The organism is Niabella sp. ZPM-14 (assembly GCF_055693045.2).
This window is the reverse complement of record NZ_CM181148.1, coordinates 2295137-2311384: the sequence shown is the minus strand read 5'-3', so window position 1 is coordinate 2311384 and position 16248 is coordinate 2295137. Positions and strand designations below refer to the sequence as shown.

Sequence of the window (16248 nt, the reverse complement as noted above, 5' to 3'; positions counted from 1 at the left end):
GCTGTTCATCCCGACACGACCATATTGCAGAGCTACGCGCTTTTGCCTCGTACTGATGGACTATAGCCTCTGGAGATCTATAAATATTAAACTGTCTAAAGCAGATGTGTACCATTCCGCTTTATTCAGCGGTGACTTTTATCGTCTTACTATATTCTTTACCTCCGTCTTTATCCACCTGGGCAATGCGGAGATATATTGATTGATCTGCGCTGTTGAAAGACGCATCCCTTTTGGAACAACTGAAGAGTAGGGCTCCTGCAAAAAAGATCAGCAGGGTAAGCCATCTTCTTCTGCCCGCCCATGATAAAAGGAACAGGAATGTCATGCTGGTTATGCCCAATGCGCTCATGGCGTCGCCCAGGCTCGCCTGGTATTGGTATTGCAGCGGTAATAGTGAAGTTCCATCCTTTGCTTTTGAATAAATTTTTACTATACGGTGAAATTTTTTCCCATCTCCTGAAACCTCTATCTCAAAGTGATCATTATTACTTTCTATTTGTGTAGTCCAGTTAATATGTAACATGTTATTGTTGATCGAGGCTTGAACAGAGCCGAAGTAGACCGGCAAGGCACCTGCATATTCATATGCTCCCCTGTCGATAGTCGTGTTCCGCAGGCGGGCATTGCCGGCCTGGTCGGTTGTGCCCATGTCACTTTCTGTATAAAACTCGTTATTACCACTGTTAATGGCGGGGCTACCTTGCCGTAAGGAGAAGTTGCCTGCAGCCGGATTGGTAAATAGCGGGCCTGTATGCAAAGCCTCGATCAATGTAGGCGTCCCCTGGTAGTTCTCATTTAAAATAGAATAAACAACATTAATGGCGGCGGTTCCTCCGCTCACAGTCATCACATCGGCATTTTCATCGCCGGTCCATAATATAGAGTTGATGATATGGTTAGCATCCGGGGTATTCATATCCAGTACGGCAGCGGAGGGGTTGTAAAAAGTGCTGTTGACCAGGTTAAGGTTCGACTCCAGGTTGTATAACGGAACGTAATTGTTATCAGCATAGCCCAATGTGTTAACGATAGCTGCGTAGCCCCCGTTTAGAACGGCGATAGCCGTCCCTTTATAAGCTCCGGCAAACGAAGTAAAGCTGCCGATGGTGTTATTAATAAATGCTGACCGGTTAACGAATAAGTTGCCTTCGCCGAAGGTGTGAATACCTGCGCCCACACCGCCGTTGGCGCCTCCCTGGGAGAAATTGTCGACCACATTCCCGATAAAGCGGCAATCCTCAACAGCTACATCAAAAACGCCATCAACACCGTAGCCTGCCGCTGCCAGCTGCATCACGTCAATCGCTGCTCCGCTGTAGCCTGCATAGTTATTCTGGAACAGGCAGTCTTCCAAACGAAACGTGTTGCCGGTTGTAGAGACGCCGAAATAAGCGACGGCTCCGCTTGAGAAGCCCCGGTTGTTGATAAAGGAACAGTTCCTGATCAAGGGGGTGATGTTGATGGAGTTGAAGCTACAGGAAATAAAAATGGCACTGCCGGAGTAGCGTGGATACAGATTGTTGAAAACAGACCCGGCATTGGCATTGCCGTCAGAAAAAGTGAAACCATCAATCATCAGCGTGTTGTCGATTGCTGCCGGTTGTTGCGGGTCTATCTCGATCACCATGATGTGATAACTGTTATCCGTATTGGACGCGGCATTTCCGATATTGCCACTCAGGATGGTAGGGTGTGCAGTTATATTACGCTGTTCCGGCGCTGTTTCATTTCCCGCAAAGCCGCCATAAAACCGGAGGTTATTCCTTTTCAAATTGAAAAAGTCGTCCCTGTTATTGGTTGACGACGGGTAATAGGTTCCTTCGGCTACCCAAACCTGTGTGATAGCTGTGTTCGTTTGGGCGGCGGCCAGCGCGGCGCTCAGGCTGGTATAGGCATTTTGCCAGCTGCTGCCGTCGTTGGCGCCAGTGGCCCCGCCGCTAACATATAATACCTGGGAAAAGAGCGAAGGGGCGCACAGGAAAAGGGCAAGAGTGAGCGTAACAAGTTTTGAAAACATTACTGCATTTTTAAAGATGATAGATGAGATTAACAGTGCTTCAGCACAGCGGCTTTGCGGTGAGTGTGTTAATTAATACCTGTCAGGCTGAGCCTGCCAAGGCCCATTCCAACGACCCTTTAATAAACTCAGCGGGACAATGAAAGCAACCACACACAAGAAGCACGACATGACGCTGTTGCAGGGTGATCACACACATTGCGTAAAGTTGCTCCACTACGCCGCTACTTTCCAAAAATGGGCAGGGACTAAGCGCGGACAGCAGGCGGACAAAACCCGGACAACACGGGTAGGGTGACTGATGTGGGGTGTAGGATATAAGATGTATGATGTCTGATGTAGGATGTACGATGTCTGATGTGGGATGTACGATGCAGGATGTACGATGTACGATTTCATGATGAAGGTGAGAGAGGTGGATGCGAGGGAACGAACGAACAGTCTTGTGGCCGTTGTTCTGACTGCGCCTGCCCGGAAAAACTCATTCAGGCGGGCCAGGAGCTCCGTTAACGGTGTTTTTTTTCCTGCCGCTTCTGGTCGGAAGGTGGGATCGCACGCCTGAAAGCCGGGTAGATCCGCCTTTATCCTGCGTTGTTTCAGCACGATAGGTGGGGAGGGGTACCCCCACAGGTGGGGGGAGGTACCTTTGATGCTTCGACGGCGAAGCTAAAGACCTTCGCCAGCGAAGCTTTGTAGGTAGGTCAGGGTACCTGAATCCTGCGTTGTTCAAGCAAAAACCTGCACTGTTGAAGCTGCAACCTGCGCCGGCGAAGGTAAAAGCTGCGTGAACGGAGGTGGGAGGTGGGTGCGGATATGTAAAATATGGTGATTGACATTACTAATGAAGTAAGCCCGTTCAATAATCGGGCAGCCGCTGATCAAAATAGCACCAGATAGCCCATAGCAGGAGCAGGGCAACAAGCAGGATCAGGAAGATGATCTGGGTATGATTAGAGTGCTTCACAAGTGTAATATGGCGACAGAAGAAGGCATTTCCAAATAATACTCTGGACAAAAGAGGGACAAAATCAGGATATCTGGCAGATGTATAAGTGACTCGCTCTTGACCCGGAGTAATTTTTCGTTGAACACATCAGGCGCTTTTTAAAAAAACCTCACAGGTTTTCAAAACCTGTGAGGTGGCGTCTTTATAGGGTGTTTATACCAAAGCAGCTAAAAGTCCAAATGCTATGAATTAGAAGCTTTTAAGTAAATTCTAACTGCTATAAGTCTTGAACTGACGTGTGGTATAAACCAAATGACATACTTTCTGATAGTTAAGCTGCCTTTGAACTGATCACAAATCAGACATAACAGCATGCAACGCTTATAGACTGCAATAATTTCCCTTAACTTGGGCAGCGCAGGCCGACCAGTATAGGTTTAGCTTTTTGTCCTTCGGGAGCTCATTTAACGCTGCTCTTATTTTTTCATCAGTTTTAATTAATTCGGACAGGAAGGTTGGGTTTCCAACGGTAACGACATTTCTTTTTTCCCCTGTAATTCCAATACCCCAGCCCGTTAGATCGCCGAGAGGATACAGTTTCAAATTAGGGGCAGCCAAACCCCCTTCGTAAATTTTCGATGGTGGAATAATTGTTGAATCACCATGATTATTGTCATGATGCAGGGTTAATGTATCAATTTTTTGTTGTTTTATTAGCGCCTCGGCCACTTCTGTCATCAAAATATACCCCAACGGTGGCAAAATATATAAATTGATATTATACGGAAGTACCGTATTAAGGCTTCCTCCAAAGTATCCGCCATGCCCAAAAAGCACTAAATCGGCGTCATTAATTTGTATACTCATAAGTTTTGTTTTAATTAGTTATCGAAACATTGAATGAGGTTCAGTAAGAGAATTTTTAAGAAGATTTTTCATCAAGAATAAAATAAATATATCCATCTGCAATGAGAATCGCTTGTATCTATAGCTTTTCTTCAAGCTCCTTTAGCTCTGCTGTTATATTATCTTGAATAATCTTAATTTTTCTTCGTATCAGTGACAGTTGCCCAAGGCCCTCTGGAGTTTCAGTGGTTAAGATAATATCATCCAATCGTTTATTCAGTTTAACTAACGTATCTAAATTGTGTTGAAGTATTTCTGCCTCACTAATTTTCCTGTTTGAGTTGACCATTGCTAAAAGATACATATTGGACACAACAACAATTTCTTTATTTCCATAAGCCGTTTTACATTTAACGTTCATTGAATTGCAAGAGAAGTAGATGACAAAATTGTCATCTCCAGATCTAAGTAGGTTGAAGATAACTTCCGCCTCTTGGTTTACACTGGAGCTTGTGGAGAAAAGCTCTAACGTTGCTTTCACTACTTCGCCAATATTTCCGATTGCTTTCGAAGCTTTGGTGCTATTGTCTTGTGCACTAACAAGATCTTTTGCTGTGTTACTGGTAGCATCAACGATACTGTCTAACGCGTTAAGGCTATAATCGTCTGAATATTTCGAATAAGAGTCGTTTTTCGTCGCCAGTATTTGGATTATACCTTCTGTATGTTTGTTGATGTAATCTTTAGCTTTTTGCTCTGTGTTACCGAGATCTTTTTCTGCCAGGTTAATTGAGTCAGCAATCGCTTTTCGCGCCTCCTCGTTTTTTTTCATGGACTTCTGTAAGTCTGGACTTTTTCCCATAGTTTTAATATTTATATGATTAATTAATGAATGTGAAATATTTCTAGCATCGAACTAATCTGCCGGAAGAACACAGCAAACAATGGGCAGTGATCCTTTCAGCCCCTGAGCTCCGACCCCGGACTTCTGACTTCCGGACCCCCCATCATCCGTTACTCCCCCCTTTCGACAAGCTCAGGTTGACAGCGAGAGGCATTTGTGGCTTCCCAACTTCGGACTTCCTGCTTCCCTCTATTCCGGCAAATCTATTTTAGTAAAATTCAGGCGATCGTTATTATCGCCGGTACCCAGCTCACCATAATTATTATTTCCTACTGCATACAGCGAATTGTCCGGCCGTAATACCATTGTAAAATAACCGCCGGCTGCGATGGAGGCCACTTTTCCTGAAACTTTTTCGAAACTTTTGCGATACCTATAATTGCCGGTGCCTAATTGACCCTGGGCGTTTGCGCCGGTGCTATATAATTCGCCCGTTTTTTTAATAATAAGGCTATGATAGACACCGGCGTCGATAGCGGTTACGTTATTGGTAACTTCTGTCGGGCTATTCAGGTGATTATAGTGACCAACACCAAGCTGGCCAGTTCCATTTTCTCCTGTTGCATAGAGAACGCCGGTTGTTTTGAGTATCAGACTGCTGCGTCTGCCTGTTGCAATAGCAGCTACATTGCCCGTAATTTTCACGGGAATATTGCGGTCGTTATTATCGCCAGTACCTAGCTGGCCGTATTCATTCTTTCCCATAGCGTAAAGACTACCGTCTGTTTTTACTACCAGGCTATGATCCAGGCCTGCGGAGATAGCCTTTACCTGGTCGGTAATTTTTGTAAAACTGAGGAGCATACTGTTGTTTCCAGTACCCAATTGGCCGGACGTATTTCTGCCGGTTGCATACAGGCTGCCATCGGTTTTGAGTATCAGGCTGTGGCCGCCGCCCGCGGCAATGGCAGTTACCTGGTCCGTTACTTTTATAAAAATATTGCTGTTGTTCTTATTGCCCGTGCCGAACTGGCCGTCATTGTTCAGTCCTGTTGCATACAAACTTCCATCGGTCTTTAAAATCAGGCTGTGATCATAGCCCGCAGCGACAGCAGTTACGTATTCGGCTACTTTTACAAAGCTGTTTCGATTGTTATTGTCGCCTGTACCCAGTTGGCCAAAGTCGTTCTGGCCTGTTGCATACAGGTTACCACCGGGGCTCAGCAGCAGGGTATAGTAGTACCCCGCTACAACCTGCCATTTGGCCCTGGGCAGGGTATAGCTTAAGCCCATATAGGTAATGGTAACATAGTCGCCCGATTCAGTAATTTCAAAACCGGTCATGCCTTCCGGCCCCTGTGGGCCTGTTTCGCCTTGTTTGCCCTCGGGTCCGGTTGCCGGTACAGGGTTACCCATTGCATCTTTGATCAATACCCAGGTGTTGCCCCCATCGTAGCTGATCATCCATTGGTTGCTGCTGTTGACCTGTAAAACAGGGGTAACGCCGTTGGCGCCATCGATACCGTCTTTGCCATTCTGGCCGTTCACGCCATCCGCCCCGTCCTGTCCGTCGGCTCCGTCAACACCATCTTTCCCATCGACACCATCTTTTCCGTCGGCACCGTCTTTCCCGTCTTTTCCATCGTTGCCCGTAACGGGTATCTTATGCCCGTTCTGTAGGAGAAATTCACCTGCCAGTGTCCAGTAGTAACGGCCATCTGTATCCTGCTTCACACCGATCCTGGGTGCATCCACACCGTTTTTACCATCCTGACCATTTTGACCGTTCAGTCCGTTGGTAAGCGTGATCGTGGAGCCATCGCTCATGAGCAGCTCATAGCCGCTACCCGTGGCGGTGTAGGAAACAATGCTTACTTTTTTCTGAAGGGCCTCGGTGATCTGTTGGAGCGAGGTGATATCTGTATTGATCGTGCTGATCTTATCTTCAATATTGGCCACCCGGCCTTTGAGATCATTGAGCTCGTCGCGCAGCGCGCGGATATCTTTTTTGCTACAGGCTGCCGCTCCCAGCGAGAACATCAAAATCAGAAAAATGTGATTGAGTTGCATATGTTTTAGTTTATTTCAGTTCGGTTTTAATTTAAAAAGTGTCTGCCAGCCTGAACCTTCCGGAGTCTCTGTGGATAAGCTCCTCAACCATCCGTACGGGGCGGGCGACAAGCAGGGTTTCACAACGATATAAAGGTGGCAGGAAAATAGGGTCAATGCTTTTTTGGGGACGGACAAAGCAGGGACAACAGGGCGGACAATTTGAGGACAAGCACATAACATATTTAATATCAATTGAATATGTTTGGGTGTGAGCGCAGAAGTGCCAGGGGTGTGCAAATAGTGTATGACTAGTTTCACGCCTCTGGCAGGCCGCCTGAACATTTGGGCAGGCCCGCCTATACCATTCGGGCAGGCCCGCCTGTACTATTCGGGCAGGCAAAGATGACAAGGAACGGCCTCTTTCGAAAAGGAGACCGTCTGTCTGTACTTCGAAGATTAAGGCCGCTAAGTTTGTCCTGAAAAAATCGCCAGAAGGCGATAGCATCCTGGTTCGAGGCGAGGACGTCCCGAGGAATGGAGCGCTTTAAGTATTGAGTTGCGCTATAAAATCCTCAAGGCGGGTTTCTTCATCAAGGCAGAGGGATGCTTTGAGGCGGCGCTTGCTCCTGGACACACTCTCTTTGCTGATACCCAGGCTGCCTGCAATCTGGTAATTGGTGAGCTGGAGAAAAATAAGCGCGGCCAGGCGCTCCATAGCGGGGGTTATATTATCCGATGCGGCATGTAGCGCATTAAAGAAGGCAGGGTAAGCGTTGGAAAATTCGCTTCTGAAATGCTCCCACCCTTCCTCGGTAATAAGGGGGGCGGTGAGCAGCTGTTCTGCAGACAGGGAAGCCGCCGACTGCTTTTTATCGAGCTCCTGCTGCAGGGTATTCACCAGGTCGCTTTTTTCTTTCAGGTGGCCGGTGATAAGCGCTATCTTTTCCCTCGAATCGATGATCTTTTGCAAAGCCGCGGTGTGTTGCCGCTCCATTTCCTCTAATCGGTTGCGATCACGCGTCCGTTTGCGGCTGTAGAGCAATAAGGCAATAATCGTTAACAAAACCACGCATGCCAGGAGGGAATTACGGATGCTCTTTTCACGGCCGGCAAGCGACAAAGCCTGGCCCAGTGAATGCTGCACGTTATCAAATGCGATCTGCGCTTTGATAACCGACAGTTCGCTTTTCCGGGCACTGTCTTTTAATATATCCTTGTAGTCTGAATAACGTTGAAAATAATAGATCGCGCTATCGGTGTGGTTGTATTTTTGATGGTACTGGCCCAACACCTCGCAGGCATTAATAATTTCTCCATACAGGTTGTTTTGGTTGGCAATCGCCGATGCGCGGGATGCGGACTGATAGGCGGACTCATATTTGTTTTGCCTGAAATAAAAAGACGCCAAGGCATTCTCTGCCATCGCCATGTTGAGGACATCTCGCGTGGCCGAGCTTTGCTGCAGATAATGGGTAAGTAACGGACGGGCTTTGTCAAAAGCGCCCTCACTGGCATAAGTGATGCCGATATTGCCCAGCGCGATGCCCTTCCAAAGAGCCGCTCTGTCCGGGTCTTTTTCTTTTTGAAGCACCTTAATAATCTGGGAATAAAACCAGCGCGAGCTGTCATACTGATGCAGCCGGCGGTAGGCAGTGCCTAACAAGTCGCATTGATATATATAGACCCGCGGATCGCGGTGCATGGTGTCCTGATCCCATACGTCGAAAAACTGCAGCCCGTAATTAATGGATTGCCGGTAGTTTTCCTGTCCGAACAGCGAACCGCTCACGCCATAGAACCGGTTTTGCGTATAAGGGAAATATTCAAACCCTATTTTTCGTTGCACTTCAAGGGCCTTCAGGTTATAGAGCAGATGCGTTTCCGCAGAGGGCGGAATATCGGCCCTGATACTATACAACTCCGCATTGAGCTGTGCATCTCCCAAAGGGTAAGCCAACTTAATGGCTTTTTCTATCGCATTGTAATACTTTTCAGGGAAACCATGTTCGCGCGCAGCCATTATTTCAAACATCATCAACCGGACCTTCAATCTCCTGTCGGGATGTTTTTCAATATAGTCATGAAGCTTGCGGATATGCGTCCAGTACAGTTTTCTTTTGGGTATATCGTCTTTATAGATGCGTAGTGAATCAAAAAACACCTGTGCGGCATAGCTTTGATTGGTTCCCGATTTTTTCCAGGCGCTGATATATGCCTGTATATCCTCATCTTCACTACATGAAGCTAGGCTCAGAAGCAGTATTGCGTAGCATAATATTAGTTTTATCTTCATAATCAGCAGGCCATAAAAATAGTAATTATCAGGGAGATGGTGGGGAGGATGGATGGGATAGGCAATGGGCAATCAGCAAATTGACTATGGACAATTGACCATCAACTATGGACTATCGACAATGGACCATAGTCCACCGACTATCTCCCGCTTCAAAATAATTCCATTACTTTGCCGGGATAATTATGTCTACCCAATATTATATAACGCCCGAGGGATTGCAAAAGGCCAATGATAGCCGCGAACGCCGCGTCCATCCTGTGCTGAAAGTGCTGGCTGATTTCCTGTCTTACTTATTTCACCCGGTCTTTGTGCCGTTGTATGTAATCGCGTTTATCCTGTTTGTAGAGCCATTTTTATTTGTAGGGGCGGGTTTTCCCGAAAAAGCACTGACACTGGGCCGCGCTTTTATCAACTATACCTTTTTTCCCCTGATCAGTGTCTTACTCCTAAAGGGTTTGAGTCTGATCAGTTCCATCCGGCTTAAAGAGCGGAAGGATCGCATCATTCCTTTTATTATCTGCAACATCTGGTATTTCTGGATCTGGTATGTATGGAGAGAATTGCCCGGTGTACCTCATTACCTCGTGGTATTTTCATTGAGCGTTTTCCTGGCTTCTTCACTGGGACTTTTGGCCAACATCTACCTGAAGATCAGCATGCACGGGATCGCGCTCGGCACTGCAACGGCTTTCCTATGTGTACTGGCCATCGATCCGTCATCCGCCAATATCACCGTTTTTGTGGCACTGGCCTTATTGATCACGGGTCTCGTCGGCGTGTCGCGACTGCTGCTTGCCGAGCACACGCCCCGCGAATATTACCTGGGATTAGCGGTGGGAACGCTGGCTGTCCTGATCGCCAATACAGTAGCCTGACGTTTTCCTGCCATTGGGGGGGACGACCTTTGTCGCCGGCTTTGTGCTAACCGGAAAAAATATTACATGACCGGTAATGGTAATCCTTCGCTTTTTTGGTAGCTTCGTTTCAACTAACAAACAACTGTTATTTAAGCAATCAATTGTTAACAACGCAGATAAAATTGAACCGAGACTTTTCGTACCCCGAAGATGATCGCTAACCGGAGCGCGTTTTATCTGGATATAAAACAAAAATACGGATGAAAAAAATTAACATGGGCTTTCTGCTGCTTATGGGAGTGTTACCCGCCACAGCTCAGAAAGTAAAGTTTACAGAATTCGATTTGAGTAACGGCATGCACGTGGTGCTTCATGAAGACCATAAGGCACCCGTCGTGGTTACATCGGTCATGTATCACGTGGGAAGTAAAGACGAAGAAATCGGCCATACAGGTATGGCGCATTTTTTTGAGCATCTCCTTTTTGAAGGATCCAAGAATATCCAAAGAGGAGAGTTTATGAAAATCGTTTCTCAAAATGGCGGACAGAACAACGCCAATACCACGCAGGACCGAACCTACTATTATGAGGTGTTTCCCAGTAATCAGCTGGAAACCGGGTTATGGCTGGAAAGTGAACGCCTGATGCACCCGGTCATTAATGAAGTGGGCGTGAAAACACAGAACGAAGTCGTAAAAGAGGAAAAAAGATTAAGAATAGATAACCAGCCCTACGGTAACCTGATCTCTTCCGTGTTCTCCAGGCTGTTTACCAAACACCCTTACCGCTGGGCGGTGATCGGCAGCATGGAAGACCTGGACAACACAAAGCTGCCGGACTTCCTCGCTTTCAACAAAAAATATTATGCGCCCAACAACGCGGTACTGGTAGTAGCCGGTGATATCGATCCGGTTAAAACCAGAAAGCTGGTAGAGGCCTACTTTGGTCCGATACCAAAAGGTCCGGCCATTGAAAGAGTGGATGCCCGCGAAACAGCGATCAACCGGGAGATCGTAGATACCGCATACGACGATAACATTCAGATCCCGGCCATCGTAGCGGCCTACCGTACGCCGGGCATGAAATCGCGCGAAGCGGTAGCCCTGGACATGGCTTCCCAGATCCTGAGTGGTGGTGCCAGCAGTCGCATGTATAAGAAGATGGTGGATCAGAAGCAAAATGCATTGCAGGTAGCCGCATTCAATTACACCCTGGAAGATTATGGTGCCTACCTGACGTTTGCGTTGCCAAACGGACAGCAAAACCTCGACAGCCTTCTGGCAGATATGGACGAAGAAGTAGCCAAGTTACAGTCTTCTTTGATTTCGGAAGATGAGTTTACGAAGCTGCAAAACCAGGCGGAGAACGATTTCGTGAGCGGCAACAATACCATGATGGGTATTGCTGAAAGCCTCGCCAATGGATATACTTTTCATGGTAACACCAATCATCTGAACACCGAGCTGGATATTATTAAGTCGATCACCCGCCAGGATATCCAGGATGTGGCCAAAAAATACCTGAACAAGAACCAACGTGTCGTGATTTATTATTTGCCCAAAAAAGAAGCGGCAAAATAATCTTAAACTCATAAATCACAAATCAGACATCACACATCATACATCATACATCAGACATGATAAATGAATGGATGCCTACAAACTAAAAAATATAAGGATGAAAAAAATATTACTCGCATCTACCGCCCTGCTTTTTTTCACGGCGGCATTTGCACAAACAATAGATAGAAGCAAAAAACCCGAGGCCGGCCCTGCGCCTGCTATCAAGATTGCCGATCCGGCCAAATTTGTATTGCCTAACGGCATGACCGTATTAGTGGTCGAGGATCATAAGTTACCAAAAATTTCAGCAAGCCTGATCACTGACCGCGGCCAGATCATTGAAGGCGATAAAGCGGGTGTGATAGGCATTATGGGCGACATGCTTAACGAAGGCACCACCAGCCTGAGCAAAGAACAGTTTGATGAAAAGGTCGACATGATGGGCGCAACCGTATCGTTAAATTCCGGCGGGGGCTTTGTATCGGCACTGAACCGTTATTTCGAGCCGAGCCTGATGCTAATGGCGGATGCCCTGCGCAATCCCGCTTTCAAAAAGGAAAACTTTGAAAAACTGAAGTCGCAAGCGATCACCGGACTTAAAGCTTCTGAAAAGAACGCCAAAGCGATCTCGTCGCGTGTCGTGAACGCGATCGCTTTTGGTAAAGAAACTGCCAGCGGTGAGTTTCAGACCATAGAAAGTACTGAAGGACTGACGATCGATGACGTGAAAGATGCGTACAAACAATACTTAAGCCCGGCAAGCGGCATTCTTACTTTCGTGGGAGATATTACTCCGGAGCAGGCCAAAGCCTATGCTACTAAAGCGTTTGGTACCTGGAAGGGTAAAAAAATACCGATTGCTAAAAACGTTCCGGTGGCCAATCCGTCTAAAACGGAGATCGACCTGATCGATGTGCCTTCTGCGGTTCAGAGCGAGATCAAAGTGGCCAACCTGATCGCTAATCCTTATAACAATCCCGATTATCATGCCCTGGCATTGGCGAACCATATCCTGGGTGGTGGTGCAGAAAGCAAGTTGTTTATGAACCTGCGTGAAAAGCACGGCTTCACTTACGGAAGCTACAGTAACGTGGGATCAGGACGTTATCAAACAATGTTCAGCGCGGGCGCCTCGGTTCGCAATGATAAAGTGGACAGCGCTGTTGCAGAAATCATCCACGAGATCGAAAATATGAGAGCAGGCAAAGTGTCGGCAGAAGAGCTGGCTACTGCGAAAGCCGTGTACAACGGTGCATTCGCGTTACGCATGGAAAATCCGCAGACAACAGCTACGTACGCAACCACTATCCTGATCAACGGCCTGTCCAAAGATTATTACCGCACGTTTCTGCAAAAGCTGAATGCTGTTACCGTTGCGGATATCAAACGGGTAGCGCAGAAGTATTTCAACAGTGCCGACACGAGAATCGTGGTAGTGGGCAAAGCGGCTGCGGTGAAACCTGGTCTGGAAAAGCTCGGGTACCCCGTAAAGATGTATGATATCTACGCGACACCAGTGTCCGAAGAAGCAACAAAACCATCAGCGGCTGTAGACAAAAACATCACAGCCCAGGCAGTGATAGACAAATACATTTCGGCTATAGGCGGAAAAGAAGCGCTGGAAAAAGTAAATAGCGTGAGCGCCGACGTGACTATGAATGTAAGTGGTCAGTCGTTGAGCGGTGTCATGAAGAAAATGAAACCTAATAAGTTCCTTATGGAGATAGGCGTGCAGGGAATGACCGTGATGAAAATGGTGTATGATGGTAAAACGGGATACCAGTCTCAAATGGGCCAGAAAAAAGAAATGGATGCAGATATGCTCGCCAACTATTCTGACAACAAAGGAGTTTTCGAGCAACAATTTTACAATACCGAAGGTTACAAGCTGTCAGCGCCCACCGTGGAAAAAGTAAATGGTGAAGACACTTACAAAATTGTGGTGACCAAACCCAGCGGGCAAAGCGCCACAGAATACTATTCTGTTAACTCCGGCTTGCTCACCAGGATGGAATCTAAAGTGAAGACCGCGGGCCAGGAAATTGAGCAGACGATGGATTTTAGTCAATATGTAACCGTAGGAGGTGTAAAAATGCCCGGTTCTATGTCGCAAAGCGTGATGGGACAATCATTCGATATGACCATGAGCAACTATAAGATCAACGAAGGCGTATCTGACGAAGATTTCAAATAAATAGGGTAAGGAAATAATCAGGGCTGAAGCGTTTAGTAATCCCCAAACGCTTCAGCCCTTTTTTATTGGGCGTATAAGATTTTTACGTTTATGTTTTTTACCAGGGAGACCGCAAAAAAATACGCAGAGAAACACAAAGAGAAAAGTGTAGATCAGCGCTTATGGTCCACGGTCCATTGCTAACTGCTCATTGCGCACCACTAAAATAACCTGTACGTCAACCCGCCCAGGATCACACGGCCCGGCTGGCCCGGAATATAGATGCTGGTGAAATTTAAAAGATTGTCTATAGTCAGCCTCACGCTAAGGTGCTGCTGCAACAGTTTCTTTTCAAAAGTGATATTGACCAGGGATTGCGCCGGAACAAAAGTATCAAACCGGTCGATAAACTGATTCCCATTGTAATCTCCGAACGGATATTTACCACGATAATTGAGGCGCGCATTCACGCTCAGGTCCCAGGGTCTGTAGGTATACAGGATTTTCAAATTCAACATATGCCTGGACCGGTTCTCAATACCCCAGTAATCTGAGGGCTGAGGCGCAAACGAGTTGCCCGTTTTAGCATCATGTATGTTGATGCTGTAAGGCCAGTTGCCTGCGCGGATACTATCCTCCACACTGAGATCCTTAGCAATAAGATATTGATAGCCTGCGTTGATATCGAGGTTGGAGAACGGTGTCACGGAAACGCTTGTCTCAATGCCTTTATTGGTGGCGCGGGGCAGGTTCCGGTAAGAAAATAGCTGACTGATCTCCGTTCCGGTGGCAACCAGCACAGCGTCGATCTGGTTGTAGATCTTATGATAAAAAAAGCTGGTCTCCCATTTAATTTTGGATGTGGGTTGCCACAGCCATCCCGCATTCCACGAGGTGCTGCGTTCCGGTTGAAGTCCTTTGCTGAGTTGTTGAACGATATAATTTCTGATCTCGCTGATACCTCCCTGCTCCTGCATAGACTGAAGGGTAGGTAATAATCTTTCATTACCGATGACGAGATAATTGGCGGTAGGATTATAAAACACCTGGTACAGCATCCGGAAATCCGGAGCCTTAAAACCGGGCCCGACACCTGCTTTTAATTTTAATGAAGGTACTACCTGGTATTGCAGGCCCAGGCTGGGGCTGAGTTTGCCGCCATAATACCGGGTGTGATCGTATCTGAGGCCTCCTGTTATTTGAAACAGCTTACCCGGGTCCCAGCGTCCCTGCAGGTAGGCGAAGGAGGCGCTTTGCTGTTGTTTGCCGCCGGTGCTTTTGCTGTTGATCTGTTCGTATGTCAGGCCCACTCCTGCAGTCAGCTCCATCCGGTCGGTCCATTTTTTTGCGAACTGCTGTTCCAGGCGATGAAGGTTCTGTACGAAAATATTTTCTGCGACGTTGCCAGACTGTCCCGTCCAGCGAAGGTTTTCGTTGGTGGTATAACGCGTGAAATAATAGCGGGTCAATGCTCTGATGTTGCCGGAAAACGTATGGTCAAAAGTGCCCGAAAGGTTCAGGTCTTTTTCATCCTGGTGGTCTTTGCTGATCTGGCCATCGCCCCAATCCTTCGACATGATCGAACGGCGCAAACCGTAGCGGCCGCTCATACCGGCAACGCTTTTCTTAGCCAGCTGGTAGCGAAGGCGTCCCTGTAAGCTATAATTGTCATAAGGCGGCGCTGTCGTTCCTGATTGAATATACTCGTTGGTATTGAAGCCGTCCGTGTGATAATAGTTTGCTGAAATGGAAGCGGATCCCCGTTGATGATAAAACGGTGTTTCTCCTTCGATGGTCGCATCGGTGATATTTAAGCTTCCGTAGCTCAGGCTGGCCAGGGCCTGCGGACGTACAGCCCCATGCCGGGTAATGATATTGATGGCGCCGCCCAGCGCTTCACTGCCATACAAGCAGGACGACGCGCCTTTGATAATTTCGATGCGCTCCACATTCGCCACGCTGATACGCGACAGATCGAAATTGCCGCTGTTCCGGCCCAGCATGGGTTGACCGTCAATCAGGATCATGACATAGTCGCTGCCAAAACCCTGCATCTGCACGCCCACCGACCGCGAGCCGCCGCCCACGTTATTGACAATGGCCACCCCTGTTTGTTCTTTCAGCACTTCATCCAATCGCCGGCTTCCCATCAATTCGATCATACGGCGGCTGATGATCTTTACGGGCATGGCGCTGTTTTCTGCGCGAATCAGGTTGTCTGGCGGTGGCCGGTTGGCAGCCGCTTCCACTGCTACGCCTTTAAGCAACCTGGCTGATTTTACCAGCTGAATAGTAGCGTCATTGGCACTGTCGGCTTTGATGTCAACAGCACCCTCATAAGGGTCATAACCGACCGAAGTGCAGCGGATCTGGTACGTTCCGGGGTATAAGGACCGGAATACAAACCGCCCTTCTTTAGTAGTGACTGCTTCCAGGTGTCCGGGCTCGAGCACTACCGTCGCCAATGACAACGGTTGATGATCCTGGTTCAAAATGCGGCCGGATAATGTTAAAGACGGATGCTGGCTGCTGGCGACCTGGCAGGTCAACAGCAGCCATAGTATGATGCCACAATGATTCATCCGGTTCATATGAATTGAGTATTATCCGCTCTTACGTGTAAAGCCACTGACAGATAAACAGGCAAACCCG

10 protein-coding genes are annotated in these 16248 nt (G+C 47.5%); 4 read left to right on the top strand and 6 right to left on the bottom strand.

The window, feature by feature from the left end; genetic code table 11:
• Nucleotides 1–121: 121 nt before the first annotated feature.
• Nucleotides 122–2020, bottom strand: a complete 1899-nt coding sequence (locus tag ACU37H_RS09770; RefSeq protein WP_472701707.1) for a choice-of-anchor Q domain-containing protein — start codon at nt 2018–2020, stop codon at nt 122–124.
• A 139-nt stretch (nt 2021–2159) separates the two neighbouring features.
• Here ACU37H_RS09770 and ACU37H_RS09765 point away from each other — a divergent pair, with 139 nt between their 5' ends.
• Nucleotides 2160–2318, top strand: coding sequence for a hypothetical protein (locus tag ACU37H_RS09765; protein ID WP_472701708.1), 159 nt, complete (start codon nt 2160–2162; stop codon nt 2316–2318).
• A 1029-nt stretch (nt 2319–3347) separates the two neighbouring features.
• On the opposite strand, the gene ACU37H_RS09760 is transcribed toward ACU37H_RS09765, so the two are convergent.
• The 4 genes from ACU37H_RS09760 to ACU37H_RS09745 form a co-directional block, all read right to left on the bottom strand.
• The gene (locus ACU37H_RS09760) at nt 3348–3833 is read right to left on the bottom strand and encodes a putative adhesin (RefSeq protein WP_472701709.1); all 486 of its coding nucleotides are present in this window, start codon (nt 3831–3833) and stop codon (nt 3348–3350) included.
• 118 nt (nt 3834–3951) lie between these two features.
• A complete protein-coding gene (locus tag ACU37H_RS09755) occupies nt 3952–4674 on the bottom strand; it encodes a hypothetical protein (protein ID WP_472701710.1) in 723 nt (240 codons plus the stop codon).
• A gap of 231 nt (nt 4675–4905) precedes the next feature.
• Nucleotides 4906–6726 (bottom strand): RCC1 domain-containing protein, encoded by a 1821-nt coding sequence (locus tag ACU37H_RS09750; protein WP_472701711.1) that lies wholly within the window; start codon nt 6724–6726, stop codon nt 4906–4908.
• 526 nt (nt 6727–7252) lie between these two features.
• Nucleotides 7253–9001, bottom strand: coding sequence for a tetratricopeptide repeat protein (locus ACU37H_RS09745; protein ID WP_472701712.1), 1749 nt, complete (start codon nt 8999–9001; stop codon nt 7253–7255).
• 185 nt (nt 9002–9186) lie between these two features.
• Here ACU37H_RS09745 and ACU37H_RS09740 point away from each other — a divergent pair, with 185 nt between their 5' ends.
• The 3 genes from ACU37H_RS09740 (at nt 9187) to ACU37H_RS09730 (ending at nt 13617) form a co-directional block, all read left to right on the top strand.
• A complete protein-coding gene (locus tag ACU37H_RS09740; protein WP_472701713.1) occupies nt 9187–9879 on the top strand; it encodes a hypothetical protein in 693 nt (230 codons plus the stop codon).
• Nucleotides 9880–10121: 242 nt separating this feature from the next.
• Nucleotides 10122–11441 carry a M16 family metallopeptidase gene (locus tag ACU37H_RS09735; RefSeq protein ID WP_472701714.1) on the top strand — a complete coding sequence of 440 codons (1320 nt, stop codon included), beginning with the start codon at nt 10122–10124 and terminating at the stop codon, nt 11439–11441.
• Nucleotides 11442–11538: 97 nt separating this feature from the next.
• On the top strand, nt 11539–13617 hold the full coding sequence (locus ACU37H_RS09730; RefSeq protein WP_472701715.1) for an insulinase family protein: 2079 nt from the start codon (nt 11539–11541) through the stop codon (nt 13615–13617).
• Between the two features lie 200 nt (nt 13618–13817).
• On the opposite strand, the gene ACU37H_RS09725 is transcribed toward ACU37H_RS09730, so the two are convergent.
• Nucleotides 13818–16187 (bottom strand): TonB-dependent receptor, encoded by a 2370-nt coding sequence (locus ACU37H_RS09725; RefSeq protein ID WP_472701716.1) that lies wholly within the window; start codon nt 16185–16187, stop codon nt 13818–13820.
• Nucleotides 16188–16248 lie beyond the last annotated feature (61 nt).

Excerpts from the sequence above, each read along its gene's own strand:
- ACU37H_RS09755 (WP_472701710.1), bottom strand. The coding sequence starts at position 4,674 with ATGGGAAAAAGTCCAGACTTACAGAAGTCCATGAAAAAAAACGAGGAG.
- ACU37H_RS09725 (WP_472701716.1), bottom strand. The coding sequence starts at position 16,187 with ATGAACCGGATGAATCATTGTGGCATCATACTATGGCTGCTGTTGACC.
- ACU37H_RS09735 (WP_472701714.1), top strand. The coding sequence starts at position 10,122 with ATGAAAAAAATTAACATGGGCTTTCTGCTGCTTATGGGAGTGTTACCC.
- ACU37H_RS09730 (WP_472701715.1), top strand. The coding sequence starts at position 11,539 with ATGAAAAAAATATTACTCGCATCTACCGCCCTGCTTTTTTTCACGGCG.
- ACU37H_RS09745 (WP_472701712.1), bottom strand. The coding sequence starts at position 9,001 with ATGAAGATAAAACTAATATTATGCTACGCAATACTGCTTCTGAGCCTA.
- ACU37H_RS09765 (WP_472701708.1), top strand. The coding sequence starts at position 2,160 with ATGAAAGCAACCACACACAAGAAGCACGACATGACGCTGTTGCAGGGT.
- ACU37H_RS09750 (WP_472701711.1), bottom strand. The coding sequence starts at position 6,726 with ATGCAACTCAATCACATTTTTCTGATTTTGATGTTCTCGCTGGGAGCG.
- ACU37H_RS09760 (WP_472701709.1), bottom strand. The coding sequence starts at position 3,833 with ATGAGTATACAAATTAATGACGCCGATTTAGTGCTTTTTGGGCATGGC.
- ACU37H_RS09740 (WP_472701713.1), top strand. The coding sequence starts at position 9,187 with ATGTCTACCCAATATTATATAACGCCCGAGGGATTGCAAAAGGCCAAT.
- ACU37H_RS09770 (WP_472701707.1), bottom strand. The coding sequence starts at position 2,020 with ATGTTTTCAAAACTTGTTACGCTCACTCTTGCCCTTTTCCTGTGCGCC.